Origin of the sequence: Streptomyces sp. NPDC007164, from assembly GCF_040634135.1 — a bacterium.
In the GTDB taxonomy this organism is placed as follows: Bacteria; Actinomycetota; Actinomycetes; order Streptomycetales; family Streptomycetaceae; genus Streptomyces; species Streptomyces sanglieri.
The window spans coordinates 78,679-96,681 of the sequence record NZ_JBEYFB010000030.1 but is presented as its reverse complement, the minus strand read 5'-3'; the positions used below and the strand labels follow the sequence as shown (position 1 = coordinate 96,681).

Below are 18,003 nucleotides of genomic sequence, written 5' to 3'. Positions count from 1 at the left end.
ATCAACGGCGGTCCGTGCCGTGCGGCCGGCGGGCCGCGAGCCGCAGCCCGATCTCCGCCAGCAGCCGCACCGCGGGGTCGGCCGGATCGACGCCGAAGAGCTCCCGGGCCCGACGCAGCCGGTACCGCAGGGTGTTGGGGTGCACATTGAGGCGCCGCGCGGCCGTGCCCGTGTCGCAGGACGCGTCGAGGTACGCGGTGACCGAGTCGCCGTACGCCGAACCGTGCGCCCGGTCGTGCTCCACCATCGCGTGCACCGGCCCCGACAGCGACCCCCACAACGGCTCCACCCGGTCGAGCAGCCGGAGCACCGTCGTCTCGGGGACCACCTCGTCGTACGCCGCCACCGCCGACCCCGCCTCCCCGGCCGGCAGCCGCGCGGCCCGCTCCCGCAGCACCCGCACCACCAGCTCCGCGGCCTCCCGCGAGGCGGGCAGCCCGGACAGCCCGGCCGCCACCGGGCCGGCGCCCACGAGGACCACGTCGCGCGGCACCGAGCGCGCGCTCGCCAGCAGGGTGCGCGCGGGATCGGTCTCCCCGTCCCCGGCCGGGACCAGCACGTACAGCCGCCGCCCGGACCGCGCGGTCGCACATCCCGGCCGGTACGCGGCGGCCTGGAGCGCGAGCACATCCAGCACCCGCCGCCCGGCACGTACCGAGCCCCGGCCGTCGTGCGCCTCGGCGCCCCGGCCGTCGTGCGCCTTGGCTCCCCGCCTGTCGTGCGCCTCGGTGCCTCGGCCGTCGTACGGCTCGGCGCCCTGCCCGCCGTGCGCCTCGGCTCCCCGCTCGTCGTACGCCTCCGTCCCCTGCTCGTCGTGAGCCGCCTCTCCCCGCCCGTCGTACGCCTCCGCGACCACCACCGCGTACGGCCGGTGCGCCGCGACCCCGGCCTCCTGCGCGGACCGGACGTCCCCCCTCAGCAGCGCGTGCACCGCCCCTTCCCGTGCCCTGGCGGCCGCCCGCCCCCAGGTCTGGTGGTGGGACAGATGGGGTACGGCGGCACGTGCCGCCGTACGCAGCGCGGCCGCCGCGTCCTCGGCGAGCGGGCGGCCGTCGGCGGCGGCCCAGATGGACCCGAGCACCTCGGAGCCGTGGCGCACCGCGATGGCCAGCCGCTCGGCATACCGGTCGTCGGCGGGCAGCCGCACCACGTCCTCGGTGCTCCACAGCGTCCGGAAGAAGCCGCTCTCGCGGAGCTCGTCGACCCGCCAGCGGGGGACCTCCTGGCCGAGGATGGTCAGCCGGCGCATCGGGTCGGGTTCGTGGTCCAGCCGCGAATAGGCCAGCACCCGCGACTGCGGATCCTCGATCGTGATGGCCCCGCCGACCAGGTCCGCCACCGTATTGGCCAGCCCGGACAGATCGCCGGTCCGCAGCCCCGCCACTCCGGCGGCTCCGGCCGGGGCGCTGTGCGCCAGGGCGGTCCGCAACCGGCCGAGCACCTCCGTCCATCCCTGCTCCGGCCGCCGGGTCAGCAGCGCCGTACGCCCCCGGCCGGCCGCCTCCACCAGCTCGGCGCCCGGCCCCCGGGCGCCGCGCCGCATCACCACGGCCGCCGCCCCGGCCCGGTCGGCGGCGCGCAGCACGTCGAGCGCCCCGGGCGAGGCGGCCTCCACACCGACCGCGAGCAGGACCAGCCCGGCCGCCGTCCGTGCGCCGTCGTCCTCCCGTTCCTCGCCGGGGTCGTGCAGCACCACATCGGTGACCGGCACACCGGTGCCGAGCGGAGCCACGACGACATCGAGCATTCCGGGGTCGATCAGCCCGAGGATCCGCTCCAGCGAGGGCCCGGTCTCGCGCCGGTCCGGTTCGTGCGTCGGCATCCGCCCATCATCGTCGGCCCGGGCCCGGGTGTGGAGCCTTCGGCCGGGCCCCGCGCGTGGAGGCGTCGGCCCGGACTCAGCTGCGGAGGCCGTCGAATGCGACGTTCAGATGGCGGGGCCCGCGCAGCACGGCGTTCTGCCGGTACGGGGGTGGGTCGTCCACCAGCCGGGGGCCGTCGAGCCGGTGGGCCAGCGCGGTCAGGGCGAGTTGGGCCTCCAGCCGGGCGAGGGGCGCGCCGAAGCAGTTGTGGATGCCGCTGCCGAAGCCGAGGTGCTGGATGTCCGGCCGGTCGGGGTCGAAGCGGTCGGGGTCGGGGAACCGTTTCGGATCCCGGTTGCCGGCCGCCAGGACCAGCCAGACGGAGGCGCCCTTGGGGATGGTGGTGCCTGCGATGTCGATGTCCGCGAGCGTGGTGCGCTGCGGGAGCAGCTGCACGGGCGGCTCGAAGCGCAGCAGCTCCTCCACCAGCGGGACGGCCAACCCGGGTTCGTTGCGCAGCCGTTCGAGGACATCGGGGTTGCGCAGCAGGGTGAGTGTCCCGTTGGTGATGAGGTTGACCGTGGTCTCGTGACCGGCGATCAGGAGCAGGGCCGCGGTGGAGAGGATTTCCATCCGGGTCATCTGCCCGTCCGGGCCGTGCTGGGTGACCAGCGCGGAGAGCATGTCGTCGCCGGGGGCGCCGCTGCGTTCGTCGATGAGCCCGGACAGGTACTTCCCCAGTTCGGTGCGGGCCTCATGGGTGGCGCGGCGCTGCTCACCGGGGTCCCCGCCCGGGTCCGGGTCGAGCCCGGCGGCGATCGTGTCGGCCCAGGAGTGGAAGCGTGCCTCGTCCTCGCGCGGAACGCCCAGCAGCCGGCAGATCACGGTGACGGGGAACGGGTACGAGAAGTCGTCGACGATGTCGACCTGCCTCCGGTCCCCGAACCCGTCGATGAGACCGTCGATGATGCGGGCCAGCTCGCCGCGCATGCCGTCCACGCGCCGGGGCGTCTCCGGCGGCCCGAACGGGCGCATCGTCATCCGGCGCAGCCGGTCGTGCTCGGGAGGGTCCAGCCGGAGGAAGGCGGGCGGCAGCGGCGAGACCTCCTCCTCCTGGAGCAGGGTGCCCGCGGCGTCGGGGGAGAGGTTGCGGGCGTCCGAGCTGATCCGGGGATCGTGCAGCAGACTCTTGATCTCCCAGTACGTGCTGACGACGAACAGCTGGTCCCCCTCCTGCCGCACCGGTTTCTTGCGGAGTTCGGTGTACAGCGGGTACGGGTCGGCGCGGTTGGCGTAGTCGGTGATCTGCCGCAGGAGCATGTCTTGCGTCATGGTGGCGGGGTCCTTGCTGGGCTCAGGCCCGGGCGGGGGTGAAGGTGATCCGCTGGTCGGTCGGTGAGTAGCCGCTGACGGTGACGGACGGCCCGTGGGTGGGCAGGGAGGGGTCCGGGAAGTCGGCCGGGACCGGCCGCAGCCCTTCGGGGCGGCGGTCCACCGAGGAGTACTCCGGAGGGAACGCCGCGGCCGTCTCGATCTGCCGCTGGTAGAACTCCAGCCACTTCGTCTGGTCGAAGGAGACCGCGGCGATGACCCGGCCCTGGTACCCGTACACACCGGTGAAGCGGCGGTCGGCGAGCGAACCCTGGGCGACGATGATCTCCTCGCCCAGCGAGGGGACGCCGACCGACTTGATGTTGACCCCGAACTGGGAGGACCAGAAGGCCGGCACCCACAGATGGGGGCGGCGCTCGGAACTGCTGCTGATCATGTTGTGCGCCGCGGTCTCGGCCTGCGCGACGGCGTTGCCCCAGTGCTCCAGGGAGAGGAACTGGTACCCGAAGATCGCGTGCGGAGACCGGGCGACGTCACCGGCGACGAAGACGTCGTCGGTCACGATGCCGCGGACGTCGAAGGCCCGGCACCCCGCGTCGCAGGCGATTCCGCGCGGACCGGCGCCGAGCCCGGACCCGGCCAGCCACTCGGTGTTCCGGGTCGCGCCGAGGGAGACGACGGCGAGGTCCGTGTCGATGGAGGTGCCGTCCGACAGATGGGCGCGCCGCAGCCGGCCCGCCGAGTCGCCCTCCAGGCCGGTGACCATGATTCCGCAGCGCAGGTCCACCCCGTGCGCGCGCTGGAGTTCCGCGGCCACCCGGCCGACCACGCCGCCCAGCGCGCCGACCAGGGGCGCCGCCCCGCGTTCGGCGACGGTCACCGGCAGCCCGCGCTCGCGGCAGGCCGAAGCGATCTCCGAGCCGGTGAAGCCCGCGCCGATGACGAGCACCCGGCGCGGCGACGCGGCCAGCCGCCGCTGCAACCGGGCCGCGTCGTCGCGGGTGCGCAGCACGAAGACCCCGTCCAGCTCGGCCTCCATCGGATGCGGCCACGGCCGGGCCCGTACACCGGTGGTGATCAGCAGCCGGTCGTACTCCACCTCGTCGCCGTCGGCCAGCCGCACCCGCCCGGCCGCCATGTCCAGCCCGGCGGCGGCGACCCCGAGCCGCCACTGCGCGTCGATCCCGCGCCGCCGGGGCAGCTCGGTGCGATCGGCGGACGCGTGGCCGAGCAGGACCTGCTTCGAGAGCGGCGGACGGTCGTACGGCTCGTGGGGCTCGTCGCCGATCATCGTGAGCGAACCGGTGAAGCCCTCCTTCCGCAGGGTCTCCGCGGCCCGCAGACCCGCCAGCGAGGCGCCGACGATCACGATCCGCCCCTCGCACCTCAGCCGCTTTAGAGCGCCGTCACCGGACACCGGACAGCCCCTCTCCCACCGCGGCCGGTGCCTCGTCCGGGTACTCCACCAGGATGGCCTGCACCGGACACGCGGTGGCGGCGCGCAGCACCTGCTCGCGCTGCGCCTCGTCGGCGTGCGGGTTGTACAGGAGGGATTCCTCGCCGTGCATGGCGAAGACGTCCGGTGCCAGGAAGGCGCACTGTGCGTACCCCTGGCAGCGGTTGAGATCGACGACAAGCCTCATCAAGGGCCGTCCTTCCGGTAGTCACTCCCGCCTCAGCGTGCGAGGGCCGTTCCGGATCCGCGAGCACAGGCGGACTGATGGAGTTATGGCCGGACCGGCGGATTCGCGGCACCGGCCACGAGAATGTGGAGGCCGACGGCCAGGGCCCACAGGGGGAACGCCAGCTCGGCCCAGGCGATGCTGCCCGCCGCGAGGAGCAGGGTCAGGCCGACGAGGGCGCCGAGAACCGTGAGCGGGCGCGGCAGGACGCCGAGCCGGTGCCCGATGCCGGAGGTCGAGAAGACGAAGACCGCGGCCATGCGCATCGAGTACGTGGTCAGCAGGCCGTACGTGAAGTTCCCGCCGAACATCCACAGCTGACCGCCGGGTTCGGCCCCGTTCGTCGTCAGCAGGCTGCCGGCCGCTGCCGTGGCCCCGAAGAGGGTCGCCACGAAGACCAGGCCGCTGCCGAGGAAGACGGTGGCGAGGAACTTGTCCTCGGCGTCCCCGATGCGTGCGCGTACCGCCCCCATGAACCACAGGAACGAGATGCCCGCGAACGGGACGAGTTCGAGCGCCGTCCGCACCGTGCGCCGGCGCGAGGGTTCGGTGAGCCACTCGCCGGAGCCCTTGCCCGGCTCGGACGGGATCGCCAGCCGGATCATGACGATGGCGGCGGCGAGCAGCAGGGCGAAGACGACCCCGGCCGTTCCCGCGGCCCGCGGAGTGCGCAGAGTCCGGCCCCGGGCGTCCCACCGGTTCTTCGGTCGCGGCTCCATGGGCGGTCGCTCGCCTCCTCCTCCGGCTCCGGGGCCGTCGCAGGCCCGACACCCCCGGGACCAGCAAGCCCCCGCGCGGGCGCCGGTGCCACCCGGACCGGGCGGGAGGGTGAGCCGCCGTTCGGCCGACTGCTGACGGCTGGTGTCGTGCGGCTGACGGCTGACGGCTGACGGCTGATGGCTGACGTCCGGCGGCTGAGCTGACGGCCGACGCCGACGCCGACGCCGACGGTAAGCCAAGAGGGAGCAAGCGGGCGGGTCAGCCGGCCCACCGTCCGGAGAGGAACGTGACGGCGACGATCGTCGTCAGCGGCGCTCCCACGGTGAGGCAGACGGTCCTGACGCGCGGGCTCCGCAGGCTCCAGGCGGCGAGCCCGGTCCACAGGGGCCACCACAGCAGGGTCGCCCGGGGAACGGAGGTGTACCAGTAGGACGTGCCCAGCGCCCACAGGCTGAGCGCGATGTACACCGCCTCCGCCCAGCGCCGCCGCCGCAGCAGCAGCCCGCACAGCACCAGACCGACGACCATGGTGAGGAGTTCGGCCTGCGACATGAGGGCGTACCCGGTGCTCTGGGAGTGCCCGAAGGCGGCGTGCCAGGTGTTCTTCCACGCCTCCCAGGGGGCGTGGAAGTCGCGGTACCAGCCGCGTTCCTCGGCGTGCTTCCAGGCCATCCAGTCACCGGTGTGCGCGTGCAGGTACCAGCTGTGGAGCAGCGGCGGCAGGAGGGGCAGCGCCTGCCAGGGGAGCCGGCGCCAGTGCGCGGAGGTGCGGGCGGTCACCAGGAAGTGCACCGCGATCGCCCCGGCGAGAAAGAGCCCGCTGACCCGGACGGTGGTGGCCAGGCAGGTGAGGAGGGCCGCCAGCGGCCAGTTGAGCCGCTGGGCGGCCAGCCAGGCCGGCAGGGCGAAGGCGAGGAAGAGCGCCTCGGTGTAGCCGGCGGCGAGGAAGACCGCGCACGGGGAGAGCAGGAAGAACAGCGCGGCGCGGGGCCCCGCGCCCTCCTGCGGCAGATGCAGCCGGGCGATCCGGGCCAGGGCCAGTACGGCGACCCCGCCGGCCACGAACGAGATCAGCGCACCGGCGGCGGACCAGCTGGGGACGACAGTGTGGACCGCCCGCAGCAGGAACGGGAAGCCGGGGAAGAAGGCCTCCCGGTTGTCCCAGCCGGCCGTCCAGGGGCCGGTCCCGTCCGGGAAGTAACCGGACTGGGCTATGTGCAGGTAGTGCCACCAGTCCCACCGCTGCCACGACGAGAAGAACGAACCGGCGTGGTGGGCCCGCCCGTCGTCGGGGAACAGCCATCGGGTGCAGTACGCGGTGGTCCAGATCCCGGCCCGGGTCAGCAGATACAGCCACAGCACCTCGCGGTCGGCGGCCCCGATCCGCGGAAACCGCCTGCGGGGAGGCACCGGCTCCGGTGCCCGCCGGGCCGCGACGATCCCGGTGCCGGCAGCGTACGGACGCTCCCGCTGTCTCTCCGCCTGCCGCTGCGGAGCGGAAATACTCACGACAAACTCTTCCGATCTTTCCGACTTTTTCTTTTTCCCTTTTCACCGGGCTCGTCGACTTCGCCCGGATTCAGGGCGGCGGCAGAGTGATGCTCCGGCTGGGAGCGGTGGTCGACCCGGACGGGCTCACGCTCTCGCTCTCGCTGGAGGAGGGCGAATTCGTGGGCGGCGGACTGGTTCTGGGCGCACCGGGCGAGGACGTGGGCTGTGAGGACGAGGACGAGGAAGAGGATGTGGACGGCGAGGGCGAGATCCGGGGCGACGGAACGGGCGACGGGTCGGTGGCCGGCACGGTGTTACTGCTGCTGTCCGGCAGCAGCGTGGCCACGGCCGCACCCGTACCGGAGAAGACCAGACAGGCCCCCACGGCCATCGCGACCATCCGCCGCCTGCGCACGCGCTCGCCGCGCTCGGTGATGTACGACGGCGGCTCGGAACGCGCACGCGACTGACCGACCGCCGCGGCTTCCTTGAACAGGGACCTCAGCGGGTCTCGGGGTTCAGACACGGGGCCCCTCCTCGGTACGCGGATCCTGTAGACGGTGCGAGAGCGTGGCGCGGCCCCGGGCCAGATGTGTCTTGACGGTGCTGGCCGCCAGGCCGGTCTCCGCGGCGATCTGTTCGACGGTCAGGTCGCAGACGTAGTGCAGCGCCAGCGTGCGGCGCTGCTTGGCCGGCAACTCCCGCAACGCCTCCACCAGCGTCACCGTCTCCGGCCCCGGCGCCTCCGTATGGGGAGGCGCGCCACTGCGCTGCCAGGCATCGGCCGCCCGCCGCCGCCCCCGCCACCGGCTCACCGCCAGCCGCCAGGCGACCGTACGGATCCATGCCTCGGGCTGCCCGTCACGGTCGAGTTGCCGCCGCCGGCTCCACCCCTTGACGAAAGCTTCCTGCACCACGTCCTGCGCTTCGTGCTGGTCGCCGAGCATCACGAACAACTGCCCCGTCAGCCGGGCAGCCGTCAGCGCGTAGAACTCTTCGAACTCCTCGACGGTCAACAAACAACTCCTGGATCTCCTCGGTCTCACCCGGCATACGCCCGGCACCCCTCATCCGGACGACACGGAACCCGAAGAAAGCGGGTGACGGTGATCACACGGCTCCCGGGCGGGGTGCGCCGGAAGCCCTGATCACCGACATCCGGGCATACGAGAGAAAGAGTTATCAAACCCCTTGACCAGTGAGAAATTGGGAGGAGAATCATCAATACACCAGAAAACCAGAGCGAGCCGCACCGCCGGCGGAGACGTCCGCCGACCCGAGTGACCCTCTCGTTGGCTCTGGCCAGGCCCCCGGCAGCTCCTCCGGATCCGGAGCTTTCAGCGACGGTTGGAAGTCCCGGCACCGAGAAGGACTACCGGGGACTGCATGTGTGCACCCACGGCCGCGTGATCACGCCACGGAGACGGGGCGCGGGCGCGGAGCGCCGTGGAAGACCTGACCGGGGCCGTAAGCCGGTCAGGTATCGCTGGTCAGCCGCTCAGCCGCTCAGCCGCTCAGCCGCTCAGCCGCTCAGCCGCTCAGCCGGTGAAGCCGGGGACCATCAGGCCGGACTCGTACGCGATCACCACCGCGTGGGTCCGGTTCTGCGCGCCGAGCTTGGTCAGCACGTTTCCGACGTGGGTCTTGACCGTCTCCAGGCTCACCGTGAGGGACTCCGCGATCTCCGGATTGGAGAGCCCGGTGGCCATCAGGCGCAATACCTCCTCCTCCCGCCCGGTCAGGTCGGCCTGCGGGAGGGCCTCGGCGGAGCCCAGCGGACGGGCGGCGACCATGCGGCCCAGAGCGGCCGGGAAGAGGACCGCTTCGCCCGCCGCCACCACCCGGACCGCCTCGGCGATCCGGCGGACCGGGAGGCGCTTGAGGACGAAGCCGCTGGCGCCCGCGCTGAGGGCGGCGGTGACGTAGCCGTCGTTCTCGAAGGTGGTGATCACCACGACCTTCGGCGGGTCGGCCACTTCGGCCAGCAGCTGGCGGGTGGCCTCGATCCCGTTGCGACGCGGCATCCGGACGTCCATCAGGACCACGTCCGGCCGCAGGCTCCGCGCCCGTTCGACCGCCTCGACGCCGTCGGCGGCCTCGCCGACCACCGTGATCCCCGGCTGCGCGGCGAGCAGCATGCCCAGGCCACTGCGGGTCACCTCGTCGTCGTCGGCGATCAGGAGGCTGACGGCAGGGCCGGCGCCGGCGGGGAGGGCCGCGCCTTCGCCCGTACCGGACCCGCTCACGCCGACTCCCGCACCGGACCCGCTCACGCTTTCGCCCGCACCGGATGCACTCACGCCGACGCCCGCACCGAACCTGCTCACACCGGCACCCGTACCGGATGCACTCACACTTTCGCCCGCACCGGGTGCACTCACGCCGACGCCCGCACCGGGAGCCGGACGGCCAGCCGCCAGTGCTGCGCCCCGTTTGGGCCGGCCCGGAACTCACCGTGCAGCAGCCGGACGCGCTCGGCCAGCCCGGACAGACCGTGCCCGGAGGTCGGGAAGGCCCCCGGGCGCGCGCCCAGGTCCGTACCTGCCCCGGTCCGGTTGACCACCGCGAGGTCGAGCGCGTCCGGCCCGGCCACCACCTTGATACCGATCGGGCCGCCCGCCCCGTGGCGCAGCGCGTTCGTCAGCCCCTCCTGGAGGATCCGGTACGCCGCCCGGGAGAGCGTCCCCTGCACCTGCGCCAACTCGCCCGACAGCTCCGGTTCCACCACCGCCCCCGCGTGCCGCAGACGGTCCAGCAGCCCGGGAAGGTCGGCCAGGGTCCGGGTCGGTGCCGTCCCCGACTGTTCCTCGCGCAGCACTCCTAGTACGTAGTCCAGGTCCTCCAGCGCTGCCCGCGTCGACTCCTCGATGCTGCGCATCGCGGCCCGCGCCGCGACCGGGTCGGCGGAGAGCATCTCGCCCGCCACCGCCGCCTGGATGGTGGCCGCCGTCAGTGTGTGCCCGATCGAGTCGTGCAACTCGTGGGCGATCCGGTTGCGTTCGGCCAGCAGCATCTCCCGCTCGGCGGCCAACGCGAGCCGTTCGGCCGCCGACGGCCCCAGCAGCCGCGGCGCAGACCACCGCAGGACCTTCGTCACCAGTACGCAGATGGCCACCGCCAGCACGATGAACACGGCCGCCACCACCCAACTCCACCCGCCCGAAGCCTGGAACGACGAACCGAACAGGCTCAGCCGCGCCTCGCCGCCGATCCAGTTCCCCGGCAGCGCGAGGCCCATGATGAACAGCACCCCGCTCGCCAGCGCCCCCATCCACCCGACGGCCACGTGCAGCACCAGCCAGAGGGGGGTCCGCCAGCGGTCGAGACCGGGCGAACCGGAGGCCCGGCGGTCGGCCACCGGATTCGGCAGCGGCACCTGCAACAGCCTGCGGGCGGATACGACCAGCGCCCGCCGTACGGGAGGCACCAGCCCGGCCGCGCCGACCAGTACCACCCAGATCAGCAGGACCAGGACGATCTGCACGCTCTCGGGCGCGGACGGCCACGACAGCGCGGGCAACAGGGCGAAAGGCAGCAGCGGAAGGCTCGCCAGTGCGCCGCAGTAGGCGAACAGCACACCCGAATACGTGGAGCCGCGCAGCAGCGGCCGGATTCCCCTCATCATGGCCGCCAGTATCCGTGGACGGCCCACCGGCAGCCTCCCCCGATCGGGGGAGCGTTTTTTCCCACCTTGCCGCGATGCGGTCGAGGGGCCCCGGAAACCAGGATCGTGCCCCGACCAAACGATTTCCCGGCCCAGGAGTTGACTCATGCGTGCTCGGACCCAGCAGGGCTCCCGTTCCTCGACCCGGCAGGAGAGCGGCAGGCGACGGCGAACCGTATCGGCCGCGGCCGCGATGGCCATCGGCGTCATGACCCTGGCCGCCCTCGCCCCACCCGCCTCCTCCGCCCCCGCTGCCTCCGCCGCTGTCGCCACCGCCCGGCCGGACGCCGTCCAGCAGGCCCTGAACACGCTGGTGCGCGACGACGGGATGCCCGCCGCGCTGGCGAGCGTCAAGGACCGGAACGGCCGCACCCGCACCTACACCGCAGGGGTCGGCGACCTGGCCACCGGCTCGAAGGTGCCCAGGGACGGGCAGGTGCGGATCGGCAGCAACACCAAGGCGTTCACGGCGGTCGTGGTTCTGCAGCTGGTCGGTGAAGGAAAGATCGACCTCGCCGCCGACGTCGACACCTACCTGCCCGGTCTCGTCCGGGGGAAGGGGATCGACGGGCGCCGCATCACCGTCCGTCAGCTCCTCCAGCACACCAGCGGACTCCCCGACTACGGCATGCACATCGACGACGACGAGCTCAGGCGCCGGTACTTCGAACCGCGCGAGCTGCTCGACATCGCCCTCCGGTACAAGGCCGACGCGGCTCCGGGCGAGACGTGGGGGTACAGCAACACCAATTACCTCCTGGCCGGCCTGATCGTCCAGAAGGTCACCGGCCGCCCCCTCGCCGAGGAGATCGACGGGCGCATCATCAAGCGCATCGGGCTGCGCCACACCTACTTCCCCGCCGCCGGCGACAAGACCATCCGGGAGCCGCACCCCCGGGGCTACCACCGCAGCCCGGCGGACGGGCCGCTGCGCGACTTCACGGAGATCGACCCCTCCGCAGGCTGGGCCGCAGGCCAGTTGATCTCCACCAACTCCGACCTCAACCGCTTCTTCACCGCGCTCCTGGCCGGCCGCCTCCTCCCGGCGGCCCAGCTCGCCGAGATGCGCACGACCGTCCCCGCCGGGGCCTCCGGTCTCCGCTACGGGCTGGGGCTCACGAGCAGGCCGCTGCCGTGCGGCGGCGTCTACTGGGGCCACGGCGGAGACATCCCGGGCTACGAGACCCGGGGCGGCGTCACCGACGACGGCCGTGCCGTCAACGTCGCGGTCACCAGCATTCCGACGGACGAGGCGGCCGTGCAGCACGTGAAGGACGCCGTGGACAGGGCCTTGTGCGGATGAACCACGCACATGGCAACCCACACCCACACCCACACCCACACCCACGCCCAGAACAACGCCCCCACACCCCCACTACCAATCCATCCCCAGGAGTTGAATCATGCGCGGGCAGACACGACAAGGGCTTCGCGAGCAGGGCCGCAAGCCGGGCCGTCGGCCGGGCACCCGGCGACGAACCGTATCGGCCGCGGCCGCGATGGCCATCGGCGTCATGACTCTGGCCGCCCTCACCCCACCCGCCTCCGCAACCAGCCCCGCCTCCCGCTCCGCCGGTCCCGACGTCGTCCGGCAGAGCCTGAACGCGCTGGTGCGCGAGGGCGGGATGCCTGCCGCGCTGGCGAGCGTCAAGGACCGTGACGGCCGCACCCGCACCTACACCGCGGGAGTCGGCGACCTGGCCACCCACGCACCGGTACCCGTCGACGGGCAGGTGCGGATCGGCAGCAACACCAAGACGTTCACGGCGGTCGTGGTTCTGCAACTGGTCGGCGAAGGGAGGATCGGCCTGGACGACGACATCGACACCTACCTGCCCGGTCTCGTCCGCGGGAAGGGGATCGACGGGCGCCGCATCACCGTCCGCCAGCTCCTCCAGCAGACCAGCGGACTCCCCAACTACAGCAACTACCTCGGGGACGACGTCCGTTACTACACCCCCCGCGAACTGCTCGCCACAGCCCTCCGGCATCCGGCCGACTTCGACCCCGGGAAGAGCTGGAAGTACAGCAACACCAACTACGTGCTCGCCGGCCTGATCGTCGAGAAGGTCACCGACCGCCCCCTGGCCAAGGAGATCGACCGGCGCGTCATCAAGCGCATCGGGCTGCGCCACACCTACTTCCCCGCCCCCGGTGACGCGAGCATCCGGGAGCCCCACCCCCACGGCTACTACCGGGAATCGGCGGACGCACCGCTGCGCGACATCACGGAGATCGACCCCTCCTGGGCCTGGGCCGCAGGCCAGCTGATCTCCACCGGCTCCGACCTCAACCGCTTCTTCGGCGCACTCCTGGCCGGCCGCCTCCTGCCCCCGGCCCAGCTCGCCCAAATGCGCTCCACCGTCCCCGCCGAAGCAACCTTCGGCCCCGGCGCCCGCTACGGACTCGGCCTCGTCAGCAGACCGCTGCCGTGCGGCGGCCTCTCCTGGGGCCACGGCGGCAGCTTCCCGGGCTACGAGACCCGGGGCGGCGCCACCGACGACGGCCGCGCCGCCAGTGTCGCGGTCACCATGCAACTCACCGACGAGGCGAGCCGACGCAACCTCGAACGCGCCGTGGACACCGCCCTGTGCCGCTGAACCCGACCTAGAACCACGGATGTCGAAGGGCCCCGCAGCGAACTGCGGGGTCCTTCGGCGTATTGCCCGGTGGGCGCAATGGCGGAGGGTACGAGATTCGAACTCGTGAGAAGTTACCCCAACACATTTTTCAATTCTCCGGAACCCCGTTCACCGAGGTTCACACTTATTCTGACCTGCGATGGAGAGGGCCACAGGGCTGTGGTCACGAGTCGGCCGGCCGGAGGTGAACGAGACCAAAACTGAGACCAGGAGATCAGTTTTGGCAGTTCATGGTGGCCGAGGGTCCTGCCTTGGGAAGTCGCCAATGAGTCATTTATTTACTACTGAGAGTGCAACGGCCTCCTAGAGTCAGAGAGGCATCCTCCTGAGTCCCCCGCGGGGACGGGGGACTCCTGGGCGCAGACTGTGCGAGTGTCGAGTTCGCGGTAATGACCGCGATGCCGCTCGATTCTTCGTCGTAAAGGGCACGTTTGAGGGCGGGATGACCCCCGCCCCGGGGGGAGGCGCAACTGCTCTCGCGGAACGCATGAAGATGGCTCAGTTCTATCGCGTGAAGTCGGCAATCTGCTCGCGCCGGGGCTCTAGCGGCTCATCCCGGCGGCTTTGAGCAGCTTGTGCCAATAGGGTAGCTCGCGTACTTCAGCTCTCTTGTACACGCCCTTTGAGCGTAGTTCCTCGTATGCGTGAACAAGGCGCTCGGCGGTTCGCTGCGTCAACGCGGTTACCTCGTTGTCGAGGATCTTCTCCCACTCCGGGACTACGGGGTCCCGCTGGTCGTAGTGCAGCCAGTCGATCGGTAGTTGGCGGGATACCGCCCAGACCACCAGGTCAGGGGCATCCTCCAACAGGTGCCAATGGTGGGCCGACCGATGCCGGAGCATTTCTTCCAACACGTCGAGGACGGACCGGCGGAATGTGATGGCAATACGCACGCCTGTCGCTTGGGTGCGTTCGTTGAACAGAGTGTGGAACGCCTGTCCGGATGGATTCTGCCAGATTTCCTGTCGCCCCTTGTCCTCAAGCGTGTGATGGGCGAGGTCGGGATGGGGTTCCTGTGAGAATAGTGCGAGCGCTGTTGTTGCCTCGCCGATGGAATATCCCTCTCGGTGCGGGCCGCGTCGCTCCCCACGTCGAAGTTTGAAGTGACACTGATCGTTGCTGAACTGCTTGACCAGCCTGAGCATGATGGGGTGACGGACGAGCAGGTCCTGCGGTTCAGTGAGGTTGCAGTACAGATGCGCGCGGTCATACTCGCTACGCGCCAGTTCACGGGCCGATCCAGTGAGGATGCGGACATCCAGTACGGCCCGGTCCAGGTACTCAGGGGACAGTTCGGTGGCGAGACGTGCGATGAGGGCGATCTGCTGATACCCATCGATGCACTCCGGTCCGAGGAGGTCGAGGGTGCCGCTGCTGCGAGTGCCGTCCGGCGCCCAGAAGACGTTGTCGGCGCCCAGGACCACCCGTCCCACAACACCAAAGGCCTCGGGCCGCTCGCGCATGACTTGTTCCCGCTCCAGGTTCTGGGCAGAACCTTCGAGGAATTCACGCCTGGCTCGCAGTTGCTCTGCGGCGTCGAGTGCTTCGCCGAGTCCGACGAGTTGGCTGGCTGGTACGCGAGCATCCCACTGATCGATATCCAGTCGATGCAGGAGCGTAGTCTGGATTCGGTGGCCCGAGCACGGAAGCGGCATGCTTGTCGGCTCCTGATGAGCCGGGAAAGGATACGTCGCGGCGAAGGAGTTCACGCTCCTACAACGGGCACTTCCTCGATCAGGTGACGGGCGTTACCGCGGAGAGTATGTCCTCCGTGAAGCCGGATTCATCAGTCCTCGGCGGATGTCTCACGCCCGGGCTCGGGTATGTGCCAGATGATTTGGACCTGTTCGTCAAGGGGCATCGAGGGGGTACCGATGTGGATGCGATGGATCAGGTAGAGCACCGCCAACCGGAGGCGCTTTCGGCTGGAGTCGGCCATCCTCGCGCATAGCTGAGATCGAGCGATGGAGTGGATCGAGCTCGGGCTCGGCCTCGGTCCGGGCGGGGCGACATCTCGGAGTGCACCGGGGACGCCAGGCGAGATGGGGCTCCCAGCCAAGTGCGCTGTGCAGCAGGGTGGCGAGATCGGCTCCCGGGCGTCTCCAGAAGATGAGGTCCTCGTCTTACCTTCAGGGGTTTGAACAGACCGGACCACCGGAGCTGCAATCGGCGGGTAGGCGGGGTGGGCCCGGCGGACCAGAAGCAGCCGGGAGCCGACCGCTTTGATCCGCCGACCGCGTTCAGCGGCTATCGCCTTCGGGCCGAGGTGTGATGCGGCCGGGGCGAGCACGCCATAGACATCCGGCAGGGCCAACGCGTCCAGCAGGCCGGTGAAGGCCGCCGAGCCGGGGCCGGCACCCGCCTTGCGTTCGGTGAAGACGCCGGACAGCTCCAGCTCGTGGCTGCGGCAGTACTCGGTGAGTGAGGCGACCAGCGCCACCTGTCGGGCTTCGGAGACCCGCACCAGCCGCAGAAAGCCGTAGACGACAGGCCCGCTGACCAGGCGATGTTCCGTGAGGGTTCCATGCGGGGGACCGTCCAAAGGATCGGCAAGTAGTGACGACCCTGAGCATGGATGTCGCCGAACTCCTGGCCAATCACCCGCCGTTCTACTTCCGTCCCGCCGCCTCCAGGCTTCTGCTTCGATGGCGGTGGAAGGGAGTGAGGCTTGGCAACCGTGCACCACTGGACCAGCCTGGAGGCCAGGGCACTGCGTCTCGCCCTGCGCTTGAGTGTGCGGGCCTTTGCCGAGCACCTCGGCGTGGCCGTTGCGACGGTCTCGAAGTGGGAAAGCAAGCGCGCCGAAACCGAGCCCAGACCCGACACCCAAGCGTTCCTCGACACCGCCCTCGGACGTGCGGACGCCGCCGCCCACCTGCGCTTCGAGACGCTCCTGTCGGAGATGGCCGGCACCGTGCATGGTGCCGGACGGCGCGTCACTTCCGCCGGCCCCCGAGCTTGGGAGTACGAATCGTGGGCGGACGACCTGGACCGCGTCGTGGTCGCACTCTCCTGTCAGAACTTCGCCTTCGCCGACAGCCTGCTGAGTCGCTGGTTTGTGCGGTTCAACGCTCAGGAACTGGACGGAAAGGGCCTGTACCTCTTCGCCCGCTCGACCGCACTGCTCGGTGACCTCAAACGCGACCAAGGCTCTGTGCTCGGCCCACTCTCCGCCCACCACTCCTATGCCGGGGCTCGTGCCGTCTTCACGCGGCTCGACATCCCGCGTCGTGTCGCCCAGCTCGACCTCTCCCTCGCGGTGGTCACGGAAATGTCCGGCGAACTAGAGATCGCCGCCCGCCATTACGAAACCCTCGCCGTCGACGACCGGCTCTCCCGCCGGAACCGCGCCAGGGCCCGACTGTGGGTGGGCACGGCGCTGAGCAAGAACGGTCGGCACGACTACGCGACCCGCGTCATGCAGGCCGCGACCCGCGACTTCGAGGACCTCACCGAACCCGACGACTGGTCGGTGGCCCACCAGAAACTCGCCCTCGCCCGCCGTGGCGCCGGCGACCTCGCCCAGGCCCTGCACTTCATCGACATCGCCTGCAGCAGCGCGGCCACCGACTCCCCGATGCAACGCGTACGGCTGGACACCGCCCAAGGCCACATCCTGCTCTCCGACGCCGCGAGCCGTGATGATGGACTCCACATCCTCGATCAGGCCACCCGCACGGCCGCACAGTACGGACTCGTGCACCAGCTGCGCAGCATCGAGGGCACCAAGGCCATGAACGAGGGGCCGACCGGCCCCCGGCGATGGTGATCAGGGAGAGACGCGCGAGCGACAACCAGCAGGCCATCACCGAGGACCAGTGGCGCCGGGCCGGGCTCATCTGGGACTACCACCAGATGCACCACCAGTTGCGGTACGTCGACGTGGCGATCGGGCTGGGCAGCCACGACCTCGGCGTCGCCACCCACTCCGCCGAGCTGTACCGCGCCGGGCTGTTCCCGACCCTGGTCTTCACCGGCGGCAACAGCCCCACCACCGCCAAGGTCTTCCCGCGCGGCGAGGCCGTCCACTTCCGCGAGCACGCCATCGACCTGGGCGTTCCCCCCGAGGCGATCCTGCTGGAACCGGAGGCCTGCAACACCGGGCAGAACATCACCCTCTCCCGAGAGGCCCTCGCCGCCGTCGGCATCACCCCGAAGACGGTGCTGCTGGTCTCCAAGCCCTACATGGAACGGCGGTCGTTCGCGACCGCCCGCGAGCTGTGGCCGGCCGTCGAGATCCTTTGTGCGTCGGAGCCGCTGGAGCTCGACGACTACGCGAAGTCCATCGGCGACGAGAAACTCGTCTTGGACATGCTCGTCGGCGATCTCCAGCGCGTCATCGAGTATCCGAAGCTCGGATTCGCCATCGAGCAGGAGGTCCCGGAGGACGTGCATGGGGCCTACGAAGCCCTCATCCACGACGGCTTCACCAGCCGTCTCATCTCTTCCTGACCTGCCGTAGCCGGGCGGTCTGTGCGCAATCCACCAGCCCAACCTGCGCCCGAGACCGACCACACTGGCCAAGCTGTTCGCGGCGGACCACTGGATCGTCCTGGGCAACGTGCAGTTCACTCGCCGCGACTGCCCAGCGCCGAGCCTGCCTCGGCGCCCTCGACGAACCAGATCGTCAGCAGTGGCTCATCATCCCCACACGCCTTCCCTGTGGGCGG

The 18,003-nt window shown here is 70.9% G+C and carries 15 protein-coding genes; 5 read left to right on the top strand and 10 right to left on the bottom strand.

The genetic code is table 11. The features are described from left to right. Window position 1 precedes the first annotated feature (1 nt). The 6 genes from ABZ622_RS29570 to ABZ622_RS29545 form a co-directional block, all read right to left on the bottom strand. Window positions 2–1,822 carry a helix-turn-helix domain-containing protein gene (locus tag ABZ622_RS29570; RefSeq protein WP_360548289.1) on the bottom strand — a complete coding sequence of 607 codons (1,821 nt, stop codon included), beginning with the start codon at window positions 1,820–1,822 and terminating at the stop codon, window positions 2–4. A gap of 76 nt (window positions 1,823–1,898) precedes the next feature. After that, window positions 1,899–3,134, bottom strand: a complete 1,236-nt coding sequence (locus tag ABZ622_RS29565) for a cytochrome P450 (protein ID WP_360548287.1) — start codon at window positions 3,132–3,134, stop codon at window positions 1,899–1,901. A 22-nt stretch (window positions 3,135–3,156) separates the two neighbouring features. Further along, a complete protein-coding gene (locus ABZ622_RS29560) occupies window positions 3,157–4,551 on the bottom strand; it encodes an FAD-dependent oxidoreductase (RefSeq protein ID WP_360548285.1) in 1,395 nt (464 codons plus the stop codon). Further along, complete coding sequence (locus tag ABZ622_RS29555) at window positions 4,541–4,777, bottom strand: ferredoxin (protein ID WP_360548283.1); 237 nt, start codon at window positions 4,775–4,777, stop codon at window positions 4,541–4,543. Before ABZ622_RS29555 ends, ABZ622_RS29560 begins: the two co-directional genes overlap by 11 nt. 83 nt (window positions 4,778–4,860) lie before the next feature. Continuing rightward, window positions 4,861–5,535, bottom strand: a complete 675-nt coding sequence (locus ABZ622_RS29550) for a hypothetical protein (protein WP_360548281.1) — start codon at window positions 5,533–5,535, stop codon at window positions 4,861–4,863. 259 nt (window positions 5,536–5,794) lie between these two features. After that, window positions 5,795–6,946 carry a mannosyltransferase family protein gene (locus ABZ622_RS29545; RefSeq protein WP_360548318.1) on the bottom strand — a complete coding sequence of 384 codons (1,152 nt, stop codon included), beginning with the start codon at window positions 6,944–6,946 and terminating at the stop codon, window positions 5,795–5,797. Window positions 6,947–7,134: 188 nt separating this feature from the next. Here ABZ622_RS29545 and ABZ622_RS29540 point away from each other — a divergent pair, with 188 nt between their 5' ends. Then, on the top strand, window positions 7,135–7,497 hold the full coding sequence (locus ABZ622_RS29540) for a hypothetical protein (protein ID WP_360548279.1): 363 nt from the start codon (window positions 7,135–7,137) through the stop codon (window positions 7,495–7,497). A gap of 48 nt (window positions 7,498–7,545) precedes the next feature. On the opposite strand, the gene ABZ622_RS29535 is transcribed toward ABZ622_RS29540, so the two are convergent. The 3 genes from ABZ622_RS29535 to ABZ622_RS29525 form a co-directional block, all read right to left on the bottom strand. Next, the gene (locus ABZ622_RS29535) at window positions 7,546–8,043 is read right to left on the bottom strand and encodes a SigE family RNA polymerase sigma factor (protein WP_360548277.1); all 498 of its coding nucleotides are present in this window, start codon (window positions 8,041–8,043) and stop codon (window positions 7,546–7,548) included. A gap of 522 nt (window positions 8,044–8,565) precedes the next feature. Next, window positions 8,566–9,273 (bottom strand): response regulator transcription factor, encoded by a 708-nt coding sequence (locus ABZ622_RS29530; protein ID WP_360548275.1) that lies wholly within the window; start codon window positions 9,271–9,273, stop codon window positions 8,566–8,568. Between the two features lie 131 nt (window positions 9,274–9,404). Then, a complete protein-coding gene (locus ABZ622_RS29525) occupies window positions 9,405–10,652 on the bottom strand; it encodes a histidine kinase (protein ID WP_360548273.1) in 1,248 nt (415 codons plus the stop codon). A 145-nt stretch (window positions 10,653–10,797) separates the two neighbouring features. On the opposite strand from ABZ622_RS29525, the gene ABZ622_RS29520 reads away from it, so the two are divergent. Beyond that, window positions 10,798–11,994 carry a serine hydrolase domain-containing protein gene (locus ABZ622_RS29520; RefSeq protein WP_360548271.1) on the top strand — a complete coding sequence of 399 codons (1,197 nt, stop codon included), beginning with the start codon at window positions 10,798–10,800 and terminating at the stop codon, window positions 11,992–11,994. Between the two features lie 100 nt (window positions 11,995–12,094). Further along, on the top strand, window positions 12,095–13,291 hold the full coding sequence (locus tag ABZ622_RS29515) for a serine hydrolase domain-containing protein (protein WP_360548269.1): 1,197 nt from the start codon (window positions 12,095–12,097) through the stop codon (window positions 13,289–13,291). Between the two features lie 584 nt (window positions 13,292–13,875). On the opposite strand, the gene ABZ622_RS29510 is transcribed toward ABZ622_RS29515, so the two are convergent. Beyond that, the gene (locus tag ABZ622_RS29510) at window positions 13,876–15,042 is read right to left on the bottom strand and encodes a hypothetical protein (protein ID WP_360548267.1); all 1,167 of its coding nucleotides are present in this window, start codon (window positions 15,040–15,042) and stop codon (window positions 13,876–13,878) included. 959 nt (window positions 15,043–16,001) lie between these two features. Between ABZ622_RS29510 and ABZ622_RS29505 the strand changes: the two genes are divergently transcribed. Both ABZ622_RS29505 and ABZ622_RS29500 read left to right on the top strand, forming a co-directional pair. Then, window positions 16,002–17,102, top strand: coding sequence for a helix-turn-helix domain-containing protein (locus ABZ622_RS29505; protein WP_360548265.1), 1,101 nt, complete (start codon window positions 16,002–16,004; stop codon window positions 17,100–17,102). Beyond that, window positions 17,096–17,785 (top strand): YdcF family protein, encoded by a 690-nt coding sequence (locus ABZ622_RS29500; RefSeq protein WP_360548263.1) that lies wholly within the window; start codon window positions 17,096–17,098, stop codon window positions 17,783–17,785. Before ABZ622_RS29505 ends, ABZ622_RS29500 begins: the two co-directional genes overlap by 7 nt. The last annotated feature ends 218 nt before the right edge of the window (window positions 17,786–18,003 follow it).

Excerpts from the sequence above, each read along its gene's own strand:
- ABZ622_RS29550 (WP_360548281.1), bottom strand. The coding sequence starts at position 5,535 with ATGGAGCCGCGACCGAAGAACCGGTGGGACGCCCGGGGCCGGACTCTG.
- ABZ622_RS29540 (WP_360548279.1), top strand. The coding sequence starts at position 7,135 with ATGCTCCGGCTGGGAGCGGTGGTCGACCCGGACGGGCTCACGCTCTCG.
- ABZ622_RS29525 (WP_360548273.1), bottom strand. The coding sequence starts at position 10,652 with ATGATGAGGGGAATCCGGCCGCTGCTGCGCGGCTCCACGTATTCGGGT.
- ABZ622_RS29515 (WP_360548269.1), top strand. The coding sequence starts at position 12,095 with ATGCGCGGGCAGACACGACAAGGGCTTCGCGAGCAGGGCCGCAAGCCG.
- ABZ622_RS29555 (WP_360548283.1), bottom strand. The coding sequence starts at position 4,777 with ATGAGGCTTGTCGTCGATCTCAACCGCTGCCAGGGGTACGCACAGTGC.
- ABZ622_RS29500 (WP_360548263.1), top strand. The coding sequence starts at position 17,096 with ATGGTGATCAGGGAGAGACGCGCGAGCGACAACCAGCAGGCCATCACC.
- ABZ622_RS29520 (WP_360548271.1), top strand. The coding sequence starts at position 10,798 with ATGCGTGCTCGGACCCAGCAGGGCTCCCGTTCCTCGACCCGGCAGGAG.
- ABZ622_RS29570 (WP_360548289.1), bottom strand. The coding sequence starts at position 1,822 with ATGCCGACGCACGAACCGGACCGGCGCGAGACCGGGCCCTCGCTGGAG.
- ABZ622_RS29565 (WP_360548287.1), bottom strand. The coding sequence starts at position 3,134 with ATGACGCAAGACATGCTCCTGCGGCAGATCACCGACTACGCCAACCGC.